Source organism: Streptomyces sp. NPDC041124, assembly GCF_055592385.1.
The window spans coordinates 72,803-95,952 of record NZ_JBVIYR010000012.1 but is presented as its reverse complement, the minus strand read 5'-3'; the positions used below and the strand labels follow the sequence as shown (position 1 = coordinate 95,952).

General features: G+C 72.9%; 26 protein-coding genes. 10 read left to right on the top strand and 16 right to left on the bottom strand.

Features of this window, described 5'->3' with window-relative positions; all coding sequences use genetic code 11:
* The first annotated feature begins 4 nt into the window (after nucleotides 1-4).
* The 5 genes from katG to ACZ6A9_RS28585 all read left to right on the top strand — a co-directional run bounded on the left by katG (nucleotide 5) and on the right by ACZ6A9_RS28585 (nucleotide 4,857).
* Complete coding sequence (katG, locus tag ACZ6A9_RS28605) at nucleotides 5-2,236, top strand: catalase/peroxidase HPI (RefSeq protein ID WP_468991036.1); 2,232 nt, start codon at nucleotides 5-7, stop codon at nucleotides 2,234-2,236.
* A gap of 131 nt (nucleotides 2,237-2,367) precedes the next feature.
* A complete protein-coding gene (locus ACZ6A9_RS28600; protein WP_468991034.1) occupies nucleotides 2,368-2,598 on the top strand; it encodes a hypervirulence associated TUDOR domain-containing protein in 231 nt (76 codons plus the stop codon).
* Nucleotides 2,595-2,951, top strand: coding sequence for a DUF3140 domain-containing protein (locus tag ACZ6A9_RS28595; RefSeq protein WP_468991031.1), 357 nt, complete (start codon nucleotides 2,595-2,597; stop codon nucleotides 2,949-2,951). The genes ACZ6A9_RS28600 and ACZ6A9_RS28595 overlap by 4 nt, the downstream gene beginning before the upstream one ends.
* A 275-nt stretch (nucleotides 2,952-3,226) precedes the next feature.
* Nucleotides 3,227-4,192 (top strand): YihY/virulence factor BrkB family protein, encoded by a 966-nt coding sequence (locus tag ACZ6A9_RS28590; RefSeq protein WP_468991029.1) that lies wholly within the window; start codon nucleotides 3,227-3,229, stop codon nucleotides 4,190-4,192.
* Between the two features lie 158 nt (nucleotides 4,193-4,350).
* Nucleotides 4,351-4,857 carry a hypothetical protein gene (locus tag ACZ6A9_RS28585; protein WP_468991026.1) on the top strand — a complete coding sequence of 169 codons (507 nt, stop codon included), beginning with the start codon at nucleotides 4,351-4,353 and terminating at the stop codon, nucleotides 4,855-4,857.
* A 22-nt stretch (nucleotides 4,858-4,879) separates the two neighbouring features.
* Here ACZ6A9_RS28585 and ACZ6A9_RS28580 read toward each other — a convergent pair whose 3' ends face one another.
* Together ACZ6A9_RS28580 and ACZ6A9_RS28575 are read right to left on the bottom strand one after the other, a co-directional pair.
* A complete protein-coding gene (locus ACZ6A9_RS28580; RefSeq protein WP_468991023.1) occupies nucleotides 4,880-5,011 on the bottom strand; it encodes a hypothetical protein in 132 nt (43 codons plus the stop codon).
* An 81-nt stretch (nucleotides 5,012-5,092) separates the two neighbouring features.
* Complete coding sequence (locus ACZ6A9_RS28575) at nucleotides 5,093-5,515, bottom strand: DUF350 domain-containing protein (RefSeq protein ID WP_468991021.1); 423 nt, start codon at nucleotides 5,513-5,515, stop codon at nucleotides 5,093-5,095.
* Nucleotides 5,516-5,773: 258 nt separating this feature from the next.
* On the opposite strand from ACZ6A9_RS28575, the gene ACZ6A9_RS28570 reads away from it, so the two are divergent.
* The 5 genes from ACZ6A9_RS28570 (at nucleotide 5,774) to ACZ6A9_RS28550 (ending at nucleotide 10,682) form a co-directional block, all read left to right on the top strand.
* Nucleotides 5,774-6,130: a hypothetical protein gene (locus tag ACZ6A9_RS28570; protein WP_468991019.1), complete on the top strand. Its 357-nt coding sequence runs from the start codon at nucleotides 5,774-5,776 to the stop codon at nucleotides 6,128-6,130.
* Between the two features lie 163 nt (nucleotides 6,131-6,293).
* A complete protein-coding gene (locus ACZ6A9_RS28565) occupies nucleotides 6,294-7,538 on the top strand; it encodes a lectin (protein WP_468991016.1) in 1,245 nt (414 codons plus the stop codon).
* A gap of 180 nt (nucleotides 7,539-7,718) precedes the next feature.
* Nucleotides 7,719-8,273, top strand: a complete 555-nt coding sequence (locus tag ACZ6A9_RS28560; protein WP_468991014.1) for a tellurite resistance TerB family protein — start codon at nucleotides 7,719-7,721, stop codon at nucleotides 8,271-8,273.
* A gap of 88 nt (nucleotides 8,274-8,361) precedes the next feature.
* Nucleotides 8,362-9,813: a WGR domain-containing protein gene (locus tag ACZ6A9_RS28555; RefSeq protein WP_468991011.1), complete on the top strand. Its 1,452-nt coding sequence runs from the start codon at nucleotides 8,362-8,364 to the stop codon at nucleotides 9,811-9,813.
* Nucleotides 9,814-9,959: 146 nt separating this feature from the next.
* Complete coding sequence (locus ACZ6A9_RS28550) at nucleotides 9,960-10,682, top strand: FAD binding domain-containing protein (protein WP_468991009.1); 723 nt, start codon at nucleotides 9,960-9,962, stop codon at nucleotides 10,680-10,682.
* 109 nt (nucleotides 10,683-10,791) lie between these two features.
* On the opposite strand, the gene ACZ6A9_RS28545 is transcribed toward ACZ6A9_RS28550, so the two are convergent.
* The 14 genes from ACZ6A9_RS28545 to ACZ6A9_RS28480 form a co-directional block, all read right to left on the bottom strand.
* Nucleotides 10,792-11,244, bottom strand: a complete 453-nt coding sequence (locus ACZ6A9_RS28545) for a universal stress protein (protein WP_468991007.1) — start codon at nucleotides 11,242-11,244, stop codon at nucleotides 10,792-10,794.
* Between the two features lie 76 nt (nucleotides 11,245-11,320).
* Entirely contained in the window at nucleotides 11,321-12,388 is a 1,068-nt protein-coding gene (hypE, locus tag ACZ6A9_RS28540) for a hydrogenase expression/formation protein HypE (RefSeq protein WP_468991005.1), read from the bottom strand.
* Nucleotides 12,381-13,520 carry a hydrogenase formation protein HypD gene (gene hypD / locus ACZ6A9_RS28535; protein WP_468991003.1) on the bottom strand — a complete coding sequence of 380 codons (1,140 nt, stop codon included), beginning with the start codon at nucleotides 13,518-13,520 and terminating at the stop codon, nucleotides 12,381-12,383. Before hypD ends, hypE begins: the two co-directional genes overlap by 8 nt.
* Nucleotides 13,517-13,819, bottom strand: coding sequence for a HypC/HybG/HupF family hydrogenase formation chaperone (locus ACZ6A9_RS28530; RefSeq protein WP_468991000.1), 303 nt, complete (start codon nucleotides 13,817-13,819; stop codon nucleotides 13,517-13,519). The genes hypD and ACZ6A9_RS28530 overlap by 4 nt, the downstream gene beginning before the upstream one ends.
* A 38-nt stretch (nucleotides 13,820-13,857) precedes the next feature.
* Nucleotides 13,858-16,272: a carbamoyltransferase HypF gene (gene hypF / locus ACZ6A9_RS28525; protein WP_468990997.1), complete on the bottom strand. Its 2,415-nt coding sequence runs from the start codon at nucleotides 16,270-16,272 to the stop codon at nucleotides 13,858-13,860.
* The gene (hypB, locus tag ACZ6A9_RS28520) at nucleotides 16,233-16,928 is read right to left on the bottom strand and encodes a hydrogenase nickel incorporation protein HypB (protein ID WP_468990994.1); all 696 of its coding nucleotides are present in this window, start codon (nucleotides 16,926-16,928) and stop codon (nucleotides 16,233-16,235) included. The genes hypF and hypB overlap by 40 nt, the downstream gene beginning before the upstream one ends.
* Before the next feature lie 2 nt (nucleotides 16,929-16,930).
* Nucleotides 16,931-17,326 (bottom strand): hydrogenase maturation nickel metallochaperone HypA/HybF, encoded by a 396-nt coding sequence (locus ACZ6A9_RS28515; RefSeq protein WP_468990992.1) that lies wholly within the window; start codon nucleotides 17,324-17,326, stop codon nucleotides 16,931-16,933.
* Between the two features lie 106 nt (nucleotides 17,327-17,432).
* The gene (locus tag ACZ6A9_RS28510; RefSeq protein WP_468990990.1) at nucleotides 17,433-17,549 is read right to left on the bottom strand and encodes a DUF6893 family small protein; all 117 of its coding nucleotides are present in this window, start codon (nucleotides 17,547-17,549) and stop codon (nucleotides 17,433-17,435) included.
* Nucleotides 17,546-18,094 carry a hydrogenase maturation protease gene (locus ACZ6A9_RS28505; RefSeq protein ID WP_468990987.1) on the bottom strand — a complete coding sequence of 183 codons (549 nt, stop codon included), beginning with the start codon at nucleotides 18,092-18,094 and terminating at the stop codon, nucleotides 17,546-17,548. The genes ACZ6A9_RS28510 and ACZ6A9_RS28505 overlap by 4 nt, the downstream gene beginning before the upstream one ends.
* A complete protein-coding gene (locus ACZ6A9_RS28500) occupies nucleotides 18,091-19,506 on the bottom strand; it encodes a hypothetical protein (RefSeq protein ID WP_468990984.1) in 1,416 nt (471 codons plus the stop codon). The genes ACZ6A9_RS28505 and ACZ6A9_RS28500 overlap by 4 nt, the downstream gene beginning before the upstream one ends.
* Nucleotides 19,503-20,141, bottom strand: a complete 639-nt coding sequence (locus tag ACZ6A9_RS28495; protein ID WP_468990981.1) for a DUF6084 family protein — start codon at nucleotides 20,139-20,141, stop codon at nucleotides 19,503-19,505. Before ACZ6A9_RS28495 ends, ACZ6A9_RS28500 begins: the two co-directional genes overlap by 4 nt.
* Entirely contained in the window at nucleotides 20,138-20,779 is a 642-nt protein-coding gene (locus ACZ6A9_RS28490; protein WP_468990978.1) for a DUF5947 family protein, read from the bottom strand. Before ACZ6A9_RS28490 ends, ACZ6A9_RS28495 begins: the two co-directional genes overlap by 4 nt.
* Nucleotides 20,776-21,366, bottom strand: coding sequence for a hypothetical protein (locus ACZ6A9_RS28485; protein WP_468990976.1), 591 nt, complete (start codon nucleotides 21,364-21,366; stop codon nucleotides 20,776-20,778). The genes ACZ6A9_RS28490 and ACZ6A9_RS28485 overlap by 4 nt, the downstream gene beginning before the upstream one ends.
* Entirely contained in the window at nucleotides 21,363-23,144 is a 1,782-nt protein-coding gene (locus ACZ6A9_RS28480) for a nickel-dependent hydrogenase large subunit (RefSeq protein ID WP_468990973.1), read from the bottom strand. Before ACZ6A9_RS28480 ends, ACZ6A9_RS28485 begins: the two co-directional genes overlap by 4 nt.
* Nucleotides 23,145-23,150: the final 6 nt, after the last annotated feature.

Sequence of the window (23,150 nt, the reverse complement as noted above, 5' to 3'; positions counted from 1 at the left end):
TCCCATGACCGAGAACCACGACGCGATCGTCACCGAACCCAAGGCGGAGGAAGCGGGTGGCTGCCCGGTCGCGCACGGACGCGCACCGCACCCCACCCAGGGCGGCGGCAACCAGCGGTGGTGGCCCGAGCGCCTCAACCTGAAGATCCTGGCCAAGAACCCCGCCGTGGCGAACCCGCTCGGCGACGACTTCGACTACGCCGCGGCGTTCCAGAGCCTCGACCTCCCGGCGGTGAAGCGGGACATCGCCGAGGTGCTGACCACCTCCCAGGACTGGTGGCCGGCCGACTTCGGCCACTACGGCCCGCTCATCGTCCGCATGGCCTGGCACAGCGCCGGCACCTACCGCATCAGCGACGGCCGCGGCGGCGCCGGGGCCGGCCAGCAGCGCTTCGCCCCGCTCAACAGCTGGCCGGACAACGCCAACCTCGACAAGGCCCGCCGACTGCTGTGGCCCGTCAAGAAGAAGTACGGCAAGAGCCTGTCCTGGGCCGACCTGCTGATCCTCTCCGGCAACGTCGCCCTGGAGTCGATGGGCTTCACGACCTTCGGCTTCGCCGGCGGCCGCGGCGACGTCTGGGAGCCGGAGGAGGACGTCTACTGGGGGCCCGAGTCCACCTGGCTCGGCGACGAGCGCTACACCGGCGACCGCGAGCTGGAGAACCCGCTCGGCGCGGTCCAGATGGGCCTCATCTACGTCAACCCCGAGGGCCCGGGCGGCAATCCGGACCCGATCGCCTCCGCCCGCGACATCCGCGAGACGTTCCGCCGGATGGCGATGAACGACGAGGAGACGGTCGCCCTCATCGCCGGCGGGCACACCTTCGGCAAGACCCACGGCGCGGGCCCGGCCGACCACGTCGGCGACGACCCGGAGGCGGCCGGCTTCGAGGTGCAGGGCCTCGGCTGGAAGAACACCTTCGGCACCGGCAAGGGGGCCGACACGATCACCAGCGGCCTCGAGGTCACCTGGACCAACACGCCGACCACCTGGGACAACAGCTTCTTCGAGATCCTCTTCGGCTACGAGTGGGAACTGTTCAGCAGCCCCGCCGGCGCCCACCAGTGGCGGCCGAAGGACGGCGCCGGGGCCGGCACCGTACCCGACGCCCACGACCCGTCGAAGACCCACCAGCCGACGATGCTGACCACGGACCTCGCGCTCCGCTTCGACCCGGTCTACGGCGAGATCTCCCGGCGCTTCCTGGAGAACCCGGACGAGTTCGCGGACGCCTTCGCCCGCGCCTGGTACAAGCTGACCCACCGCGACATGGGCCCCAAGTCGCTCTACCTCGGCCCGGAGGTGCCCGCCGAGACACTGCTGTGGCAGGACCCGCTGCCCGAGCGGACGTACGACCTCGTCGACGCCGACGACATCGCCGTCCTCAAGCAGCGGGTCCTCGCCTCGGACCTGTCGGTGTCCGACCTGGTGTCGACGGCGTGGGCGTCGGCCTCCTCCTTCCGCGGCAGCGACAAGCGCGGCGGCGCCGACGGCGCGCGCATCCGCCTGGAGCCGCAGCGCGGCTGGGAGGCCAACGACCCCGACCGGCTGGCGACGGTCCTGCGCACCCTGGAAGCCGTCCAGGAGTCCTTCAACTCCGCACAGACCGGCGGCAAGCGGATCTCCCTGGCCGACCTGATCGTCCTGGCCGGAGCCGCGGCCGTCGAGAAGGCCGCCAAGGACGGCGGCCTCGACATCGAGGTCCCGTTCACGCCGGGCCGCGTGGACGCCTCCCAGGAGCAGACGGACACGGAGTCCTTCTCCGCCCTCGAGCCGTCCGCCGACGGCTTCCGCAACTACCTGGGCAAGGGCAACCGCCTCCCCGCCGAGTTCCTGCTGCTGGACAAGGCCAACCTGCTGACCCTGAGCGCCCCGGAGATGACCGTCCTCGTCGGCGGCCTGCGCGTCCTGGGCGCCAACCACGGGCAGTCGTCGCACGGCGTCCTCACCACCGCCCCCGGCACCCTGACCAACGACTTCTTCGTCAACCTGCTGGACATGGGAACGACGTGGAAGGCGATCTCCGGGGACCAGACCCTCTTCGAGGGCCGGGACGCGGCCACCGGCGAGGTCAGGTGGACCGGCACCCGTGCCGACCTGGTCTTCGGGTCGAACTCCGAACTGCGCGCGCTCGCCGAGGTCTACGCGAGCGACGACGCCGGGGAGAAGTTCGTGAAGGACTTCGTCACGGCGTGGGACAAGGTCATGAACCTCGACCGGTTCGACCTCGTCTGAGCCGTCCGACCCACTGAACCGGGCCGGCCCCTCGGGGTCCGGCCCGGACGTGCGTGCCCCCGAGATGCGCGCGGGCCGCCCTGCGACCAGGGTGGAACCGAACCGACCGCCACGCGAAGGAGGCACCAGGGATGGGCAAGGGCAGCGACCGCCGGAAGGACCTCCACGAGGGCGACGAGGTCGCCTGGAGCAGCCACGGCAGCGAGACCACCGGCCAGGTCGAGAAGAAGATCACCGAGCGCACGGAGGAGGCCGGACGCACGGTCGCCGCCTCCGAGGAGGAACCACAGTACGAGGTGCGCAGCGACAAGTCGGGCAGGACCGCCGTCCACAAGCCCTCCGCGCTCAAGAAGAAGAAGTGAGCGCGGCGGAAGCGCGGCGCGAACGGGAGACCCGTGAGGAGTTCCACGAACTGGTCAACATGCAGCCCGCCGATCTCGAGCGGTGGCTCGAGACGGACGAGTCACGTGCCGCGGGGCAGCACAAGGACGGCGGCGAGTCGACCGGCCACGCCTCCGGGCGCCGCATCGTGGAGATCCTGCGCGCCGGACGCGGGGACCTCTCGGACGACGACTACGCGCACATGCGCAAGGTTGTCGGCTACATCCGCCGCCATCTCGCCCAGCGGCCGTCCGGCGACGTACGCGACACGCGGTGGCGGCACTCCCTCATGAACTGGGGGCACGACCCCCTCGCGGGGGCCCCGCGCCGGTGACGGACGGACACCACGGCGCGGTACGTCCGACTCCGCCGCCCTGACCGTCCGTCCCGGCTCCCCGCGCCCGCCGGGTGGACTCCTGTACGGCACCCGGCACCCCGCGAACCCCTCGTCCGCGCACGGGCCTTCCGCGCCCCTCGAGCGTCCCGTCACGCGACTCTCGCCCCGGCGGCCTCCCGGACGCTCCCCTACGTCACCAGCGCAGGTGTGACGCCGGGGAAAGGGGCGATCAGTGAGTGGAGCAAGCCACTCGAGGCGAGGAAGGTCCGCGTATGGGAACCGTCGTCCGTGTTCCGCAGACCCGGGACATGATCGGTGACGAACTCTCCGGAGACGAGGCGTTCGCCGCGCTGCGGCACTACGGAGGGCTGCGGCTGCTGACCGACTCCTTCAGCCGCTTCCGCTACGCGGACGGATTCACCAACGCGCGTGCCCTCGCCTTCCAGGTGGTCCTCGGTCTGGTGCCGTTCACCGTGGCCCTGGTGGGCCTCGCGACCTCCACGCACACCGAGAGCGTCGGCCGTGTCATCGAGCTGGCCCTCGGCCACATCGTGCCGGGCGCCAGCGCCGACATCGTCGAGGACGCCTTCGACGGGACCCGGCGCACCGCCCACGACGACCTCGCGAGCACCCTGGCCCTCTGGCTCGGGCTGGGCTTCGCCGTCCTGAACCTCGCTTCCGCCATGGGCCAGATCGAACGCGGCGCCAACCGCATCTACGGCATCGAACGCGACCGTCCCTTCCCCCGCAAGTACGGCCGGGCCGTCCTCCTCGCCATCGCCGCGGGACTGCCGCTGGTGCTCGGCTTCGTCGTGCTCGTCGCCGGCGACGCGGTGAGCCAGGCGGTGGCCGAGGTGGTCGGTGGGCGGGGGAGTGACGCGGGCTGGTGGGGAGCGCTGGACGTGCCGGTGGGGCTGGTCCTGGCATGGGTGGCGTCCGCGGTGCTCTTCCGCTGGTCGCCCCGCCGTACGCAGCCGGGCTACACCTGGCTGGCCTTCGGCTCGGCCGTCCACCTCCTGCTGTGGGTCGCGGCGACGTGGCTCCTCGCGCTGTACGTCGAGGGCAGCGGGGCGTTCGGCGCCCTGTACGGGCCGCTGACCGCCTTCATCGCCCTGCTGATCTGGGCGAACCTGACCGCCGTGGCCCTTTTCCTGGGCATCGCCTTCGCCGCCCAGCTGGAGGCGGCGCGTGCCGGTGTCGAGGCGCCGGTGCGTCCGGACCCCGGGCCCGGCGGCTGAGCACCCGTTCCGGCGGCGTTCCGGCACCTCGGCTGCCGGCCGCCGGCGCGACACGCCGACACGGGAACGGGGCGGGCTCCCCCCTCGTTGTCGGTGTGAGGTTGCACAATGATCGGAAAAGGAGATCAACTCCGGCGCGGTGCTGGGTAGACGGTCTCGTGTCCGGCTCCGGAAAGGTCCTGCTGATGCTCTCCACCGTCGACCGTTCGAGGTCCCTCGTCGCCCTGCCGACGGCGCGCCGCCGGCACTCCTGGTCAGGCGCCGGCCCGGCGCCGGCGGCCCGCCCGTCGGGCGCCGCCGCCGACGCGCTGCGCATCATCGCCGACCCCCGGACCCCCACGTACGTCACGGTCTACGCCAACGGCCGCCGCAGATACAGCTACTGGCGTCCCCTGGACTCGACCACCGGCGCCGGCGGGTGCTACGCGGCCCTGCCCACCGCCGAGTGCGACGAACTGCAGGCGGCGGGACGGATCACCCTCGGCGAGCCCGTAGTCGACCCCCACCGCACGACGTACCGGGTCCGGGCGGCCACCCGCGCCCAGTCCGTTCCGCGCGCCCAGTCGGTCTCACGCGCCGAGCAGGTCACCCGTACCGGGCCGGCCCCCCGGATGCGGCCCGAGCCGGTGCGCGGCGCCGCCCGGGAGCGGAGCCGGGTGGCGTGAGGGCGGGGCGGCGCCGTCCCGCTCAGCGGTGCCGCATCCAGGCGTTCGGTCCCCGCTGCACCCGGTCCGAGGAGCGGTCGATCCGCAGCAGGGCGAGCCGGTCCGGGATCACGTGGTCGCCCGACCCGGGGAACACCACGCCCGTCTCTTCCATCGCATCACACGTTCCCAGCACGCGCGTCCGCCGGCGGGCAGCGGCGAGGTCCCTCCCGGGTGCGGGAACCGGGCCGGTGCGTCAGGCGATGGACGCCGAGACGATGGCCGACACGGCGAGATTGCACGACGCCGTCACCCACACCGCGGGGTGGGGTTCGGGCTCCACCAGCGTGGCGCCCAGACGCCCGGGGGTGATGAGGTCCACGACCAGGAACGCCACCGCCATCATCACCAGGCCCAGCAGCCCGAACGCCGCCGTCGACACCAGTCCCTTGCCGAAGTCGTCGTACGTCGTCCAGATCGACGTGAAGACGATCCCGCCGATGCCGAGCAGGGAGGAGCTGAGGACGATCGCGGCGTTGCGGTTGCGCTCCTGCCAGATCTGCCGGCCGAGCTTTCCGGGCGTCAGGAGGTCGACCAGGACGATGCCGAGGACCAGCAGGACCAGTCCGAGTGCGCCGTAGGCGGTGGCCCGGCCGAGTCCGTTGACGATGTCGCTCATGGGTGTGCCGGCTCCGTAGCGTGAGGGATCGTGAGGTGATCGTGGTCAGACGCGTGCAAAATGTAGCGCACCCGTTCGACCGCCTGGCCCATGGCCCGGAAGAGGGACGCTTCCGCCGGTGGCAGCGCGGTGCGCAGCCACCCCGGGAGGGCGGCAAGTCGCCCTGGGACAGGAGGACGTGAGCGGTCTTCCGGTGGCGAGTCATGCCCGCGCGCATGCGGGGCATCAGGAGTCCATCGGACAGAAGGAGAACGCGCCATGAGCAGGGGCAGCCGCACGCTCACCGTCCTGTACGCCGTCGTCGCCCTCTGGCTCTCCTTCTGCACGGTGCGCACCTGGGGCACCGTTCCCGCCTGGACCACCCTCGCCATGGCTCTCGCCGCCCTCGCCCCCGTCGTGGGGGTGGTCCGCGAGACGGTCATCGCCGACGAGCGCCGCGCGGTCGCCGTCCTGCGGGAACGGGAGGGCCGCCGGGCGGCATGGCGCGACGCGGCGGCGGCGGCCCTCGCACAGGCCGAGGTGGAGGCGGCGTGCTGCGAACGCTGGTGGACGTCCTGTGCGACGGAGCACGACCCGAGCTGCGCACATCGGACCTCGTGGGGCACAACGGCGTGAACCGCCGGGCGGGTCCGGTCCGGTGGTGCGACGTGAACTCCTGGTCCGTACCAGAGTCTTGACGCCGTCTTATCTCATCCCTTGAATCAAATCGTTGCGCAATCCCCCCACAACCTCGGTCGGCGCGCCCGTGCACGCGGGCCGTCGTACGGAAGGGAGAGCCATGTTCTCTCCGCGCACCCGCCGCAGATGGCTGATCGCCGCCCTGTCCGCCGTCCTGGTCGCCTCCGGCGCGGCCGGTACCACCGCACAGGCCGGTCAAGCCGGACCGGCCGACGGCCCCGCCGCGGCGGCCGTGACGTTCTCGGACACCTTCGACGGCCCCGCCGGCGCGGCGGTCGACTCCACCAAGTGGCAGCTCGAGACCGGCGACAACGTCAACAACCACGAGCGGCAGTACTACACGTCGGGCACCAGGAACGCGGCCCTCGACGGCCAGGGCCACCTGGTCATCACGGCCCGCAAGGAGAACCCGGCCGGCTACCAGTGCTGGTACGGCACCTGCCAGTACACTTCGGCGCGGCTCAACACCGCGGGCAGGTACACCGCGCAGTACGGGCACGTCGAGGCCCGGATGAAGATCCCGCGCGGACAGGGCATGTGGCCGGCCTTCTGGATGCTGGGCACGCCGGTGAACTGGCCGGACTCGGGTGAGATCGACGTCATGGAGAACGTCGGCTTCGAGCCCTCCACGGTGCACGGCACCCTCCACGGCCCCGGCTACTCCGGTTCCGGAGGCATCGGCGCCGGGTACACACTGCCGGGCGGCCGGGCCTTCGCGGACGACTTCCACACCTTCGCCGTCGACTGGGCCCCGGACTCGATCACCTGGTCCGTGGACGGCAACGTCTACCAGCGGCGCACCCCCGCCGACCTGGGCGGCAGGCAGTGGGTCTTCAACAAGCCCTACTTCCTCATCCTCAACCTGGCCGTGGGCGGCTACTGGCCCGGCGATCCCGACGGCTCGACCGTGTTCCCGCAGCAGCTCGTGGTCGACCACGTGTCGGTGACGACGAGCGACGCGCCGGCCGGCGGCGCGATCCGCGGCCTGGCCGGCAAGTGCGTCGACGTCGCGGGCGCGAACACGGCCAACGGCACCCCGGTACAGCTCTACGACTGCAACGGCACCTCCGCCCAGCGGTGGTCGGTGGGCGGTGACGGCACGGTCCGTGCGCTCGGCAAGTGCCTGGACGTCGCTTCGGGCGGCACGGCGGACGGCACCCCCGTGCAGCTGTGGGACTGCAACGGCACCGCGGCTCAGAGGTGGGTCGTCACCGGCGCACACGACATCGTCAATCCCCAGGCCGACAAGTGCCTGGACGTGACGGGCAACAACCCGGCCAACGGCACCCGGCTGCAGCTGTGGACCTGTTCGGGCGGCGCGAACCAGAAGTGGACGGTGGGCTGACCCCGATGACGGCCGTCCGGCCGCGCCGGACCGGACGGCCGTAAGGGTGATTCCTTTTGCCTTTCTTTTGCCGTCCGGGAACACGGCCGGGGCCACGTCCGTTTGACCGGGCGAACCGCAGGACCCGGGACTGGGCACCAGGACCGGGCGGACAGCGACAGAACCCGAAGGTGGCACCGAATGGCGATGTGGGACCGGCTCAAGGACCAGGCCAGGACGCTCCAGCAGTTCCAGGGAGCACAGGCGGGAGGCGCACGGCAGCAGGGTCACGGCTCCACCTCCTCCGGCGGCGGCTCCAAGGCCAAGCTGATGGGCCTGTTCAAGTCGCAGCTCGCCGCGGCCAAGACGGAGCTGAAGAGCGGCGCCTACCGGGACGCGAGCATGGCGATGTGCGCGCTGGTCGCCGCGGCCGACGGACGGGTCGACCCGGTGGAGCGGCAGCGGGTGGAGGAACTGATCGTCACCAACGAGGTGCTGCAGAACTTCCCGCCGGACCAGCTCCGCCGGTTGTTCAACGAGCACGTGGACCGGCTCACGGCCCACTTCGAACAGGGCCGTGCACAGGCCCTGGAGACCATCGCCAAGGCGGCGAAGAAGCCGGTCGAGGCGCGGGCCGTCGTCCAGACCGGCATGGTCGTCGCCGGCGCCGACGGGAGCTTCGATCCCGCCGAGCAGTACGCCGTCCGCGAGGCCTGCGTGGCGCTCGGACTCTCACCGCAGGAGTTCGGCGTCTGACCGCCACCCCGTTGTCGGTGCCACCGCCTACGGTGTGATCAGTGGGCCCGCAGGAGTGGCCGCGGGCCCGTCCGGGGAGGGGTGTGCCATGTCAGCCGGGGCCATGGTGTCGACGACGTATCTGGAGCTGTCGCAGGACGGCGGCGGCGCGCACAAGTTCTACGAGGTGGCCGTCGACGGCCAGGTGGTGACGGTGCGGTACGGCCGGATCGGTGCGGCCGGCCAGACCCAGACGACGACGTTCGCGACGGCCGCGAAGGCGCAGGCCGCCGCGGCGAAGAAGGTGGGGGAGAAGGTCCGCAAGGGCTACGCGCCGGCGGTGCCCGGTGGGCGGGCGCCCCGCGCGGTGACCCGGCGTCAGGTGGTCTCGGCTCCCTCCACCGCGCGTGCCGTGGCCCCCGTCCTGTGGCGATTCCGCACGGGCTCCGCGGCGTTCGGCATCCACGTGGACGACGACCACTGCTGGGTGGGCAACCAGTCGGGCGACGTCTACACCCTGGACCACGAGGGCAACGCACTGGCCCGCTTCGGTCTGCCGGACGGCGTGAAATGCCTGGTGGCCGACGACTTCTGGATCTACGCGGGCTGCGACGACGGCAGCGTCTACGATCTGTCCTCCAAGCTGCCGTTCGCCGCCTACGACATCGCGGCGGACGTCGACATCTTCTGGCTGGACATCCACGAGGGCGTTCTCGACGTCTCGGACCGCGACGGCCGGCTCACCGTGATCGACCACGAGGACGAGCACCAGTGGACCCGCCGCAGCCAGGGCGACCACGCCTGGATGGTCCGCGCCGACGACCGGGCCGTCTACCACGGTCACCACCGGGGCGTCACCGCCTACGCGCCCGACGGCAGCGGCGAGTTGTGGCACACCCCCACCCGGGGCGGTGTGCTGTTCGGCTGGCAGGAGGACGACACCGTCTACGCGGGCACCGCGCACCGGGTGGTGCAGCGGCTGTCGAAGGCGACCGGAACCATCGAGGCCACCTACGCCTGCGACAGCGCCGTCTACTCGTGTGCGACCGCGCCGGGCGGGCGGTTCGTCTTCGCCGGCGACGCCGCGTCGTCCGTCTACTGCTTCGACCGGGACGGCACGCGGCTGTGGAAGCTCGGCACCGGTGGCGGATCGGCGCTGTCCATGCAGTACCGCGACGAGCGGCTGTACCTGGTGACGACGGACGGCTCGCTGGTGTGCGTGGACGCGAGCGAGGCGGCGGTCTCCGCGGCGCAACAGGGCTCGGTGCCGGCCGTGCGGGACGTCAAGCTCGCCGCGGCCCTGCCCACCTACGCCCCGGCCACGACCGCGACCGCGGTGACCACCGTCGCCCAGGCGCCGTCCGGTGCCGTGGTCGTCGAATGCGTGCGGGACGACGGGCGGCTGCGCGTCCACGTCGTGTCCGAGGGCTACGACGGCTCCTGGAACGTGCAGTTCCCGCGGGCGATACGGGAGCCCGGCGCGCGCTACGTGGTGGACGCGCTGCACCCGGCGGCCGGCGGCTTCTACCGGGTGCGGGGCGAGATCCGGCGCCTGCGGTGACCGGGAGGCGCCCCCGCCGGCGGGCGCACGCGGCGGACCCGTGAGCCCTGGACGCGCCCCCGGGTCCGTACGGAGAATGCAGTGCTCCCGATCACCCGTGAAGTGCTGTCTCTCCCGCCCTCGTCGAGGAAAGCAGGTCGAGCGTCGTGCTGCTGCGTCTGCCCACGTCACTGTCCGAAGCACAGCGGTCTCTGGCCGAGGGCGCGGTGCCCGTCGGAGGCGCCACCCTCGTGTGGGCCCTCTGGCAGCGCGACGGCTTCCCCGAGCAGGCGATGTCCCTGCGTGAGCTGCCCGAGGCCACCCTGATAGAGCGGCAGGCGCTCGGCGCCGCGGTGCTGCTGCACCAGGTGGACGACCGGGTACCGGACGTGCTGCGCCGGGCAGCCTCCACCGTGGGCACCGGAGCCGTCCGCCGGACGGCCACCGTCGGCGGCAACATCGTGGGCAGCACGCTGCGTTGCCTGCTCCCGGCGGCGCTCGTCCTGGACGCGCGGGCGACCGTGCTCGACCGGGACGGCACCTACGAGACCGACCTGGGCGAGGTGGTGGCCAAGCGCCATCTGCTGCTCACCCTGCGCTGGAAAAACCCCGTGGCGAGCGGGTACTACAAGGCGCCCGGCGAAGCGGGCGGCCCGCCGCCCCTCGTGGTGGCCACCGCCGTCCACGCCGACGACGACGGACGGCACCGGCTCGTCGTCGCCGTCCGGGACGGCTACGACGTCGTCAGCGCGCACGCCGACTGCCGCACCGGAGCCGGACAGGCGCTGAGGGACCTGGACCGCGCCGGCCTGGGGTCGCTGCCCACGCCGGCGCGCGAGGCCGTACGCCGGGAGGTGACCGGCATCCTGGACGGCCCCGCGGACCGCTGAACCGGCCGCGCCACCCGATCCGCCCTCGCGGCCCGGACGGCCCAGGCGGCGAGGGCGGCCCGGCCGGCGAGCCGGAACACCGGGCACGGCGTCCGGCCGGCGAGCGGCTTCAGCCGTCCGCCTCCCGACGGTGCCGGACCACGACGACCGGGCAGGACGCGTGCTGGGCACAGCGCTGGCTGACCGAGCCCAGCATCGCCCGGGCGAACCCGCCCCGCCCGCGATGACCCACCACCAGCAGTTCCGCCCCTTCCGAGGCGCGGATCAGGACTTCCGAGGGATCACCCTCGACCAGCCGTTCCCGCAGACCGGCGGGCCGGTCGCCCGGGAACGCCGTGCTCAGCGCCTCCGCGAAGCGGTGCCGTGCCTGTTCGGCGTCGAAGTCCGGCTCGATCACCGGACCGGCCCATCCGGTGGACGACGGCGTCTCCCAGGCGTGGACGGCCTCCACGATCCCGCCGACCGCACGGGCGTACCGTACGGCCCAGCGCAGCGCCTCGTACGAGGCGGGAGATCCGTCCACACCCACGACGACCCGCGGTGCCGGCTCAGTGGCTTCCATGGTCACCTCACTCACCTCACTCACCTCTCGAAGTTCGCGTCCCCCGTGCCGCCCGGCCCGGCGCCTCGGTGCCGGGTCAGCAGATGCGCGGAAGCTGTTCACCCATCGGCAGATCCACCACCCGTGTGCCCCCGAGTCCGGTCCGTGCCACGACCGTCCCCGGATGCTCCGCGACCGCCTCACCGATCACGGCGGCGCCGGAGCCCAGGGGGTGCGCCCGCATCGCGGCCAGGACCGCGTCGGCGTGCTCCCGGGGCACGAAGGCGACGAGCTTGCCCTCGTTGGCCACGTACATCGGGTCCAGCCCCAGCATGGCGCAGGCGCCGGCCACCGCAGGCGGCACCGGGACCGCACGCTCCCGGACGACGACCCCGCACCCCGAGGCCACCGCGATCTCGTTCAGCGAGGCGGCCAGACCCCCGCGGGTCGGGTCGCGCAGCACATGCAGGTCCGGCGTGACCGACAGCATCGCCTCGACGAGTCCGCCGAGCGGCGCGCAGTCGCTGACGACGTCCACCTCGAACCGGAGGTTCTCCCGCCGGCTCATGACGGCCACGCCGTGCACGCCGATGTCACCGCTCACCAGCACCACGTCACCGGGAATGACCCGCTGCGGACGCAGGTCGACCCCGGGAGGGACCACACCGACGCCGGACGTGTTCACGTACACGCCGTCACCGTGCCCGGACTCCACGACCTTGGTGTCACCCGTCACCACCCGCACCCCGGCGGCACGCGCCGCACGCCCGAGCGCCTCCGCGACCCGCCCGACGGTGTCGATCTCGACACCCTCCTCGAGGATCAGGGCGCACGAGAGGTACGCGGCGCGGGCCCCGCTCATCGCGAGGTCGTTGACCGTGCCGTTGACCGCCAGGTCACCGATGCTGCCACCGGGGAAGAACAGCGGCCGGACCACGAAGGAGTCGGTGGAGAACGCCAGCCGGGCCCCGTCGAGTTCGACCACGGCGGAGTCGGTCAGCGCGGCCGGAGCCGCACCGCCCAGCCCCGGAAGCACCACCTGCTCGACGAGCTCGGCGGACAGCGCTCCGCCACCGCCGTGCCCCATCACCACGCGCGGCCGGTCACGCAGGGGCGCCGGGCAGCTCCAGGAGAGCATGTCGGGCGCGGCGGTCGTGTCAGACAACGGAGCTCGCCTCCCGGTCCGGGACGGCCGCGGCGGCCGCCGGCAGTTCAAGCCGCCGGTACAGGTAGTACGCGGCGCAGGCGCCCTCACTGGACACCATGGTCGCCCCCAGCGGGGTGCGCGGAGTGCACGTCGTCCCGAAGGCCTCGCACTCGTGCGGCTTCAGCAGCCCCTGCAGCACCTCGCCGCTGCGGCACTCCGCCGGTTCCAGCGTGGCGATGTCCCCCACCTGGAACCGGTGCTCGGCGTCGTAGTCCCGGTAGCGCGCCGCCAGCCGCCAGCCGCTGTCGGGGATCACCCCGATGCCGCGCCAGGCGCGGTCGGCCACCTCGAAGACGTCGTCCAGCATCGCCCGCGCGGCGGGGTTGCCCTCCGCCCGCACGGCGCGCGGATAGGCGTTGTCGACGGTGTGCTCGCCCCGCTCCAGCTGCCGCACGGTCCGCCGCACGCCCTCCAGGATGTCCAGCGGTTCGAACCCGGTCACCACGATGGGCACCCGGAACCGCTCGGCGAGCGCCGGGTACTCCCGCGTCCCCATCACGCTGCACACGTGCCCGGCCGCCAGGAAGCCCTGGACCCGGCAGTCCGGTGACTGCATGATCGCCTCGATCGCGGGAGGCACCCGGACGTGCGAGACCAGCAGGCTGAAGTTGCGGACACCGAGCCTGCGGGCCTGGTGCACCGTCATCGCGTTGGGCGGCGCCGTGGTCTCGAAACCGATGCCGAAGAACACCACCTCCCGGTCCGGGTTCTCCCGCGCGATCCGCAGCGCGTCGAGCGGGGAGTACACCACGCGGACGTCGCCGCCCTCCCCGCGGACCTGGAACAGGTCACGTCCGGTGCCCGGCACCCTGAGCATGTCGCCGAACGAGCAGAAGACGACCTCGGGCCGGGAGGCGATCGCCAGCGCCTTGTCGATCACCTCCAGTGGCGTCACACACACCGGACAACCCGGCCCATGAATCAACTCCACTTCGTCGGGCAGCAGTTGGTCGATGCCGTGGCGGATGATGCTGTGCGTCTGGCCGCCGCACACCTCCATCAGCGCCCAGGGCCTGGTCACCGTGGCCCTGATGTCGTCGAGCAGGCGGCCCGCCAGCTGGGGGTCCTGGAACTCGTCGATGTACTTCACCGCCGCACCTCCCGCGCGAGGTCGTCGCCGCCCGTCCGCGCGGCCTGTTCCCATGGGTCGCCGAACTCCTCCTGGAGCATGCCGAGGTTCTCGAACAGCTCCAGGGTCCGGCGGGCCGACTCCTCGTCCAGCCGCTGCAGGGCGAAGCCGACATGGACGATCGCGTACTCACCCACCTCCAGGTCGGGCAGGTACTCCAGGCACACCTCCTTGACCACGCCGCCGAAATCGACGGTGGCCATCCGGGTGCCGTCCCGTTCCTCGACGCCCAGCACTCTGCCGGGTACCGCCAGACACATGCGGATCTCCTCACTTGTCGCGTGCGCGGGAGCGCACCTCACCGGGCGGTGGCTCCCGCCCGGGCGGCCACGATCAGCTGGCCGAGTGCCAGTCCGCCGTCGTTCGGCGGGATGTCGCGATGGCGCAGTACGGTGAACCCGGCAGCGCGCAGTTCCCGGGCGCAGGCCGAGGAGAGCAGCGCGTTGGAGAACACGCCCCCGGTCAGGGCCACCGTCCGCAGACCGGCCGCCCGCCGCGCCGCCGCGCACACGTCCCGCACCAGCAGGGCGACGGCCAGATGGAAGCGGGCGGCGATCACGGCCGCCGGCACCCGACCCCGTACGTCCTCGGCCACCGCCCTCAGCAGGGGATCAGGGGCGGCGGTCAACGGTCCGGGACCGTTCGTGAGCCGGAAGGCGTACCGGGGGTCGTGCGGCTCCTCGTCACCGGCCGGCACCGCCGTCGCCTCCAGCTCGATCGCGGCCTGTGCCTCGTACCCGGCGTGGTGACACACCCCCGCCAGGGAGGAGACCGCGTCGAAGAGCCGGCCCATGCTGGAGGTGGGCACGCAGTTCAGTCCTCGCGCCAACTGCGTCCGCAGCACGTCGAGTTCGTCCGGCGGGCAGGCGGCCGTGCACGGCAGGTCCGGGTCGGCGGTGATGCCCGCGGCGTGCAGATGGGCGAGCGCCATCCGGTACGGACGCCGCACCGCCGCGTCACCGCCGGGCAGCGGCACGGTGGCCAGGTGGGCGAACCGGTGGAAGCCGTCGTAGTCCGCGAGGAGGAACTCACCGCCCCATACGGTGCCGTCGTCCCCGTACCCGGTGCCGTCGAAGGCGACCCCGATCACCCGGTCTCCCTCCGCGACCCCGTGCTCGGCCAGGACGGAGGCGATGTGCGCGTGGTGATGCTGCACCCGGACCACCGGCCGTCCCCGGGCGTGCCGCCGTGCCCACGCGCCGGACCGGTATCCCGGATGGCTGTCGGCCGCCAGCAGCGTCGGCCGCACACCGGTCAGCGACTCCAGGTGCCGTTCGGCCCGGCCGAACGCCTCCTGCGTGGCGAGGTCGTCCATGTCCCCGACGTGCGCGGACAGCCAGGCCCGCTCGCCCCGCCCGAGACAGAAGACGTTCTTGAGGTCGCCGCCGACCGCCAGCGCCGGCACCACCGCGGCCGGCAGGGCGACCGGCAGCGGCGCGTAGCCGCGTGAGCGGCGCAGCACCAGCGGCTCGCCGTCGAGCACGCGGACGACGGAGTCGTCGCACGGCACCCGGACGGGGCGGTCGTGTGTCAGCCACGCGTCGGCCAGCCCGGCCAGCCGCTCCAGGGCCTGCTCGTCGTCCGTCACGATGGGCTCGCCGGACATGTTGCCGCTCGTCATCACCAGCAGCCGGGGCGCACCCGCCAGCAGCAGGTGGTGCACCGGCGAGTACGGCAGCACCACACCGAGATCGGGGCTGCCCGGCGCGACACCGTCGGCGGGCACGAGCACTCCCGGGGCGGGCCGGACGCCGGTGCGCCGCCGCATCAGGACCACGGGCCGCACCCGCCCGGTGAGCAGGTCCCGCTCCACCGGACCCATGTGCACCAGATGCTCGACGTCCCGCGCGCTCGGGGCCATGACCGCGAACGGCTTGTCCCCGCGCGCCTTGCGGCGGCGCAGCCCGGCCACCACCTCCGGCCGGGTGGCGTCGCAGGCGAGGTGATAGCCGCCGACGCCCTTCACGGCGAGCACCGCGCCGGCGTCGAGCAGCGAGCGGGCCCCGGCGAGCGGATCGCCGCCGGCGGGCAGCGGACCGCCGGGGCACCCGGGCGCGGTCACGAGCCGCAGCCGCGGACCGCAGGCGGGGCAGGCGACGGGCTGCGCGTGGAAGCGGCGGTCGCGGGGGTCGTCGTACTCGCGGGCACAGTCCGGGCACAGGGGGAAGCCCGCCATGGTCGTGTGCTCCCGGTCGTACGGCAGTCCGGTGACGATGGTGAAGCGCGGCCCGCAGTGCGTGCAGGTGATGAAGGGATGGCCGTGGCGCCGGTCGCCGGGGTCGCCCAGTTCGGACAGACAGTCGCGGCAGGTCGCGGTGTCGGGGGCCACCAGTGTGCGCACGGGCCCTTCGGCCCGGGACGCCACGATGGCGAATCCGCCGGTCCCGGTCACGGGCAGTTCGGCCCTCTCCACCGACTCCACCACCGCGAGCGGCGGCGCCTCGCAGGTGAGGCGCGCGCAGAACCGGTCGACCGCCGAGGAGGCGCCCTCGACCTCCACCGACACGCCGTCACCGGTGTTCGTCACGTGCCCCGCCAGTCCGAGACCGGTCGCCAGCCCGTACACGAACGGCCGGAAGCCCACGCCCTGCACCACACCCCGTACGACGACCCGCGCGCGCCGCACGGACCCCGCCCCGTCGGCAGGTGCGGGGCGGACTCCGGGAGCGGTGCTCACGCCCCGGCCCGCGCCATCACCGGCGCGTGGACGCATCCCCCGTCGGCCGCCGCGAGCGCCCGGTCCACCAGGAGCCCGGCCCCCTCGCCGGTCCGTACGGAGGTGAGCGCCACCTCGACGCCCGGGTTGACCCGCTCCACATGGGCGCGGAAGGCGGCCTCGTCGAAGGCGGCCGGGCCGGCCAGGTCGGACTTGGTGACGATCACCAGCTGGGCGAGCCCGAACGCGGTGGGGTACTTCAGCGGCTTGTCCTCGCCCTCCGTGACGGACGCCAGGACCACCCGCAGGGACTCGCCCAGGTCGTAGGAGGCCGGACACACGAGGTTGCCCACGTTCTCCACGAAGAGCAGCCGGGTGGGGTCGGGCAGCCAGTCGTGCAGATGCCCGGCGAGCATGTCCGCCTCCAGGTGGCACAGGCCGTCGGTGAGCACCTGCTTGACGGGGACACCGGAGCGGGCCAGCCGGGTGGCGTCGTTCTCCGTGGCGAGGTCCGCGGTGAGGGCCGCGGTCGCCACACCGCGCTCCCGGGCCAGCAGCAGCTCACGCTCCAGCAGGGCCGTCTTGCCACTGCCCGGGCTGGACAGGAGATTGACGACGGTCGTGCCCCGGGCGGCGAGTTCGGTGCGCAGGACGTGTGCCGCCATGGTGTTCTTGGCGAGCACGGCCTGCCGGAGGTCGACGGTGCGGCACATGGTCAGCTCTCCTGGGGTTGCGATACCGGTGTGGGGTCGGGTGCGGCGGACCGCGCGGACCAGTGCACCTCGGCGATCCGCAGGTCGCGGCCCGAGAGCAGTTCGCTGGCGCCCCCGCCGCAGACCGCGCAGATCATGTCCGGCGGCATGCCGGTGTCCCAGGCGCGCCCGCACGGTGCGCACGCCGCCCGGCCGGGCACGAACCGGGTGACGAGCTCGGAGCCCTCCAGCAGCGTCCCGGCGCAGGCGAGTTCGAAGCAGAAGGCGAGCGCGTCGGGGACGACCCCGGCCAGCTCGCCGATCTCGACGGCGACGCGGCGCACCCCGTGCGCACCGCCGGATCGTGCCGCCTGCTCGACCTGGTCCACGACCGACAGGGCGACGGACATCTCGTGCATGGCCGCTCCGTCCTGACCGGGGTGGGCTGGGGGCGCTGCCCATTGAAGGCAGTCCCGGTGCGGCAGGCCGCCCGGCGCGCCGGGACCGTAGCCCGATCGGACCGCCTCACATGCTGCGGATGCGCAGGTAACGCCGGACGTCCGGCCAGAGACTCGCGGCGACCGCCGCCAGCGCGGACATGCCGAGGACGGTGGCGACACCGCCGATGAGGCGCTTGCTCATGGTGCTCTCCGAACGGGGGAAGGGGGATGCGGACCGGGCCGGACGACGGATCCGTCACCGACCAGTTCGACGACCAGGCGCACCGCCTCGGGCACCGCCGCGGCCGCCTGCCGGCTGAGACCGATGCCCTCCTCGACGGTGGCGGGTTCGCAGCCCACCACCAGCGTGCGTCGCGGCGGGAGGGCGCCGGTGCCCGCGCACAGCGTGTCGAGCAGGGCGAGCACGGCGTCGGGCGACATGCGGTGGCCGTCCAGGGGGACGCCGTCCGGCGGTCGGCGGCTGCCGGCTTCGCCCGCGTCGATCACGTACACGGTCCCCGGCGCACCGCCGCGGGCCGTCGCGTCGAGGACGATCAGCGTGTCGTAGCCGTCGAGGAGCCGGTAGGCCAGGTGGACACCTCGGATGCCGATGTCGGCGACCTCCACGCCCTCCGGCAGCGGGTGTCCGGTGAGCGCCCGGGCGGCCTCGACACCGAAGCCGTCGTCGCCGAGGAAGACGTTGCCGACTCCGGCGACCAGGGTGCGCGGGCCCGCGCCGCCGGTCACGGCGTCTCCACGTCGATCTCGTCGGGCTGGAAGTACAGGTATCGGCCCTGCTCGCGGCGGATGTCGGCGCCCGGATCGTCCTCGACGGTGACCGCGATGTGCACGCCCCCGTCGACGTCGTGCAGGACCGCCTCGACCAGGGCGCGCCGCCCGCTGAGGAACAGGTCCTGCGCGTCACTGTGCCGCAGCCGGGGTCGCAGGACGACGCGGCTGCCCGCCCGCACCTCCCGCCCGTCGACCAGCACATGGTCGTGGGCCGGGTCCACCGAGGCGTCCGCGCCCGGATCCCACCAGGGGACGTCCGGCCGGGCGATACCGCCGTCCGTGTCGGCGAACACCGGTGCGGGCAGGGTGGGCGCGGTGACGTCGCGCAGGCCGCGCACGGCGCCGTGCAGCCGCTCCAGGACCTCCGCCGGCATCGACTCGGTGAGGTCGATCACCGCCGCCGCCCGGTCGTCCGTCCCCCTGGCCTCACGTTTCTCCTCGTCGGTGAGGGCCGCGGTGCGCAGGGCGAGGATCTCGTCGATCTCCGTGGCGTCGTACAGGGCACCCGGGCTCTCCGGGGCGATGGCCGGATGGTCCTCCAGGATGATCGGGGAGGAGAGCACCAGGTCGCGGGAGGCCGGTTCACCGGCCAGCACGGGCCAGGTGTGCAGATTGCGGCAGGCCGCCGCCGCGGCCCCGGCCCACTCCGGCGGATCCGTCAGCGACAGGAAGCGCCCGGCGTCCAGATGCAGCAGTGTGTGCGTGGCGACCAGGGAACGGGACAGCGCCGCGTCCCGTCCGGCGCCCTCCTCGGGCAGCCATGCGGAGGTGTTCTCGACGACCACGCTCAGCCGCTGGGTCGTGTACGGGCCGTCCAGCGGGACCGCGGACAGGCGCAGGACGCCGTCGACCGCCTCACGGCGCCGCACCAGACGGCCCACCACCGTCCCGGCGGCGTCGGTGACCGGTTCGCTCTCCTCACCCGCCGGCCGGCCGAAGGGGACTTCGGTGCCCGCGTCCGCCAGCTCCTCGACGGGCACGGTGACCCGCACCCGCTCCTCCCGGCCCTCGTCCCAGGGGACCACCACCCGGTCCTCCAGGCGCAGTTCGCCGACGGTCTCGAAACCGCCGTCCGGCAGGGCCCGCTGCACCGTGCGCCGCCGGGCGTGCAGGAACCGCACCTCGACCGAGAGGACCGCGCCCGGACGCGGCTCCATCAGCACCTCGGTGTGCTGGAACTCGTGCTCCGCGGCCGTCGCCGTCCAGGACGGGGGCACCAGCACCCCGAACTGCCAGCGCAGCCGGTTCTTGGCGGCCGACGCACGGTACGGGTAGAGCACGTAGCCCTCGAACAGCACCGCGTCGGCGACCTGGCGCGCCACCGCCAGCCGGGCCTCGGCGCCGGAGGTGAACGTCGTCGTGGTCATGGTGTCCTCTCACCCGCCGTTTCCAGCAGCCGCTCGACGGCCGCCTGCCAGGAGGGCAGTGCCTGCCGCGACCGGTAGGCGAGCAGCGCGTCCATCGTGTCCGCGGGCAGCCTGATCCAGCCGGAGCCCGGAAAGTGCCGGTCGACCATCTCGCGCCAGGTCTTCACCGGCATCCGGAACACGGCCTCCCGGTCCCAGGGGACGGGTTCGACCCGGAAGCCGCCGGTGCCGGTGAAGGCGGTGCCCGAGAACAGCATCCGCAGCGGTACCTCCCCGTCCGCGAGGGCGTGGAAGTAGCGGGAGGCGGCGATGTCCATGTCGTAGGTGCAGGGCACGACCACGTCGGTCTCCGTCTCACCGGTGAACCCCCGGACCATCACCGGGACGTGGGCGAGCTCCAGCGGATTGAGGCTGCTGCCCCAGCGGGAGCGGTCGCCGAAGAGGTCCGTCAGGGCGGCGGCTTCGGCGTCGTCGTAGCTCCGGCGGGCGGGCTCGATCCGGATCTGGCAGCGCAGTGCCACCGCGTGCACCGGGACGCCCGGGGAGGAGGTGACCCGCAGCCGGAAGACCAGCGCCGGACCCACGGCGTACGGGTCGGCGCGCACCCCCGTGCAGGTGAAGCCGAACTCCGTCACGGCCTGCTCCCCCCGGGGACGCGGGCCCGCTCGCGCACATGGCCGAAGAACTCGTCCAGATCGGCCCGCGCCTCGGCGCCCCCGTCGAAGCCCTGCCACCGTAGTCGCATGCGCCCCACCAGCTCGTAGCAGATGTCGATGGGCACCAGATGGCACTCCACCCGCCCCTCGTGGCGGCGCAGCAGCAGCGCCTCCACGTCGGGCCGGAGCAGCCCGGCCAGCTCGGAGGCCGCCAGGAGGGACTGCCACGCCTCCGGTTCCAGTTCGCTCTCGGTGGCCCCGGCGGGGCTCGGATAGAGCGCGACCGGGCGGTCGAGAGCGGAGTTGCGGAAGAAGAAGGCGACCCCGACGGGGACGCGGAGCCTTTCCCACGCCGCCTCGTCCAGTTTGTGGTCCGGGTCGCTCAGATAGCGCCCCGGCACGGTGCGGAACCTCCCCCCGGAGGCGCCCGGCCGGTCCAGCAGCTGGGCGCAGGGGTCGCAGGCGCACGTCAGCGCCCGTCTCTCGGTGTCGACGAGGTGACGGTGACCGGGGTCCGGCAGTGCGGCGGAGCACAGTTCACAGCGCTCCTCGCGGGGAGCCCTGGGCGCGGTGAACCGGAACAGCCCCCTGACCGGCGGGGGTCGGCGCCCGCTCACGGTGCCGTGGTGGCCGGTGGGCGGCCGCTCGGTCCGGACGGGGGTGCACCGGGCGGGCCGGCGCCGATCTGGAGCAGCACCGGCCCGGGTGCCGCGTCCGGCTCCAGCGTCACCGCCGTCACCTCCGGCGCGACACCGGCGAGGGCGTCCCGGACCGCCTGCTCGACGGCGTCCCGCGAACCGCCGCAGCCGCAGCCGCCCGAGCCGGTGAGCCGCAGCCTCAACTCGCCCGTCGCCGGGTCGAATCCGGTGTTCTCCACGGCGTGCGGAAGCGCGTCGAGGGCCCGGGCGATCCGGGTCGGCGCGTCGTCCGGGTGCAGCCCGTGCAGCACCAGCAGGCCGGCGACGAGTTCGTCGCGGAGCAGGGCGCCGGCGGCCTCGCGGGCGGGCCGGTCCGCTCGGCGGCCCAGCAGTTCCATGGTCCGGGCGAACGCGGCGCCGTAGAACTCCATGAGCGCCCGGACGAGTTCCTCGGCGGCCTCGCGGACCGCGTCGTCGGCGGAGGAGGCGAGCCGGTCGAGGATCTCCTCCACCCTCCGCCCGGCCGCCTCGGCGTCGGGGCCCGGCCGCACGTCCGCGGGGCTCATCCGGCCAGTCCGCTCAGACCGGTGGGGACGTGCATCGACTTCACCGTCCGGCCGTCGCCGACGTACATGTGGACGCCGCACGGCAGACACGGATCGAAGCTGCGCACGGCGCGCATGATGTCGATGCCCTTGAAGTTCTCCGGGGGGTTCTCCTCGAAGATCGGCGTGTTCTGCACCGCGTCCTCGTACGGGCCCGGGGTGCCGTAGGTGTCACGCGTCGAGGCGTTCCACGGGGTCGGCGGGTACGGGTGGTAGTTCGCGATCTTCCCGTCCCGGATCACCATGTGGTGCGAGAGGACACCGCGCACCGCCTCGGTGAAGCCCACCCCGATGGACTCGTCCGGCACCTCGAACTTCTCCCACGTCCGGGTGCGCCCGGCGCGCACCTCCGCCAGGCCCTTCTCCGCGCTGTGCAGGGCCACGGCAGCGGCGTACGCCTGGAAGTAGGTGCGGGCGCGGTTGCGTTCCAGCGCGTTGGACCACTTCGGGATCGTCCACTCGAAGGTGGTCTCCGGCTTGGTGAGGGTGCGCGGCAGGTTGATGACGACGCTGTGGCCGGTCGCCTTGACGTACCCGACGTCCACGAGCCCGGACAGGGCGGTGGACCACAGGCGGGCGAGGGGGCCGCCGCCGGTGTCGAGGGGCAGGTGGTCCTTGCCGTCGAACCAGCGCGGGGACATCACCCAGCTGTACTTGTCGTCGAAGTTCCGCTTCTGCGGTGCGGGGATGGTGTGCTGGTTCCACGGGTGCCGCGGGTCGACCGGGTTGCCGAGCGGGTCCCGGGTGACGAACTGCTCCTGGCCCTCCCAGTCCTCGTAGTACGAGCTGCCCAGGAGGATGCGGATGCCGAGGTTGATCTCGGTGAGGTCGTTGGTGACCAGTCTGCCGTCCACCACCACACCGGGGCTGACGAGCATGCGCCGTCCCCAGTCCGTCATGTTGGCGTAACTGAAGTCGCAGTACTCCGGGTCGTTGAACGCGCCCCAGCAGCCGAGCAGCACCCGCCGCCGGCCGACCTCCTCGTAGCCCGGCAGCGCCTCGTAGAAGAAGTCGAACAGGTCGTCGTGGAGCGGCACGACCCGCTTCATGAACTCGCAGTAGCGCATGAGGCGGGTCATGTAGTCCGTGAAGAGCTGCACCGAGCCGATGGTGCCGACGCCGCCCGGGTACAGCGTGGAGGGGTGCACGTGGCGGCCCTCCATCAGGCAGAACATCTCCCGCGTGTACCGGCTGACCTGGAGCGCCTCCCGGTAGAACTCGCCCTCCAGCGGGTTGAGCGAGCGCATGATGTCGGCGATGGTGCGGTAGCCGTGGTCGCCGGCGTGCGGGGCCTCGGTGCGCTCGGCGAGTTCGAGGACGCCCGGGTTGGTCTCGCGGACCATCTTCTCGCAGTAGTCGACCCCTACCAGGTTCTCCTGGAAGATGTTGTGGTCGAACATGAACTCCGCTGCCTCACCGCAGTTGATGATCCACTCACCGAGGTGCGGCGGCTTCACGCCGTACGCCATGTTCTGCGCGTACACCGAGCAGGTGGCGTGGTTGTCGCCGCAGATGCCGCAGATGCGGCTGGTGATGAAGTGCGCGTCACGCGGGTCCTTGCCCCGCATGAAGACGCTGTAGCCGCGGAAGACCGACGAGGTGCTGTAGCACTCGGCGACCCGCTTCTGCTTGAAGTCGATCTTCGTGTGGATGCCGAGGCTGCCCACGATCCGGGTGATCGGGTCCCACGCCATCTCCACCAGGCCGGTGCCGTCACCGGTCGTCGTCGAGGTCGCCATTGTGTC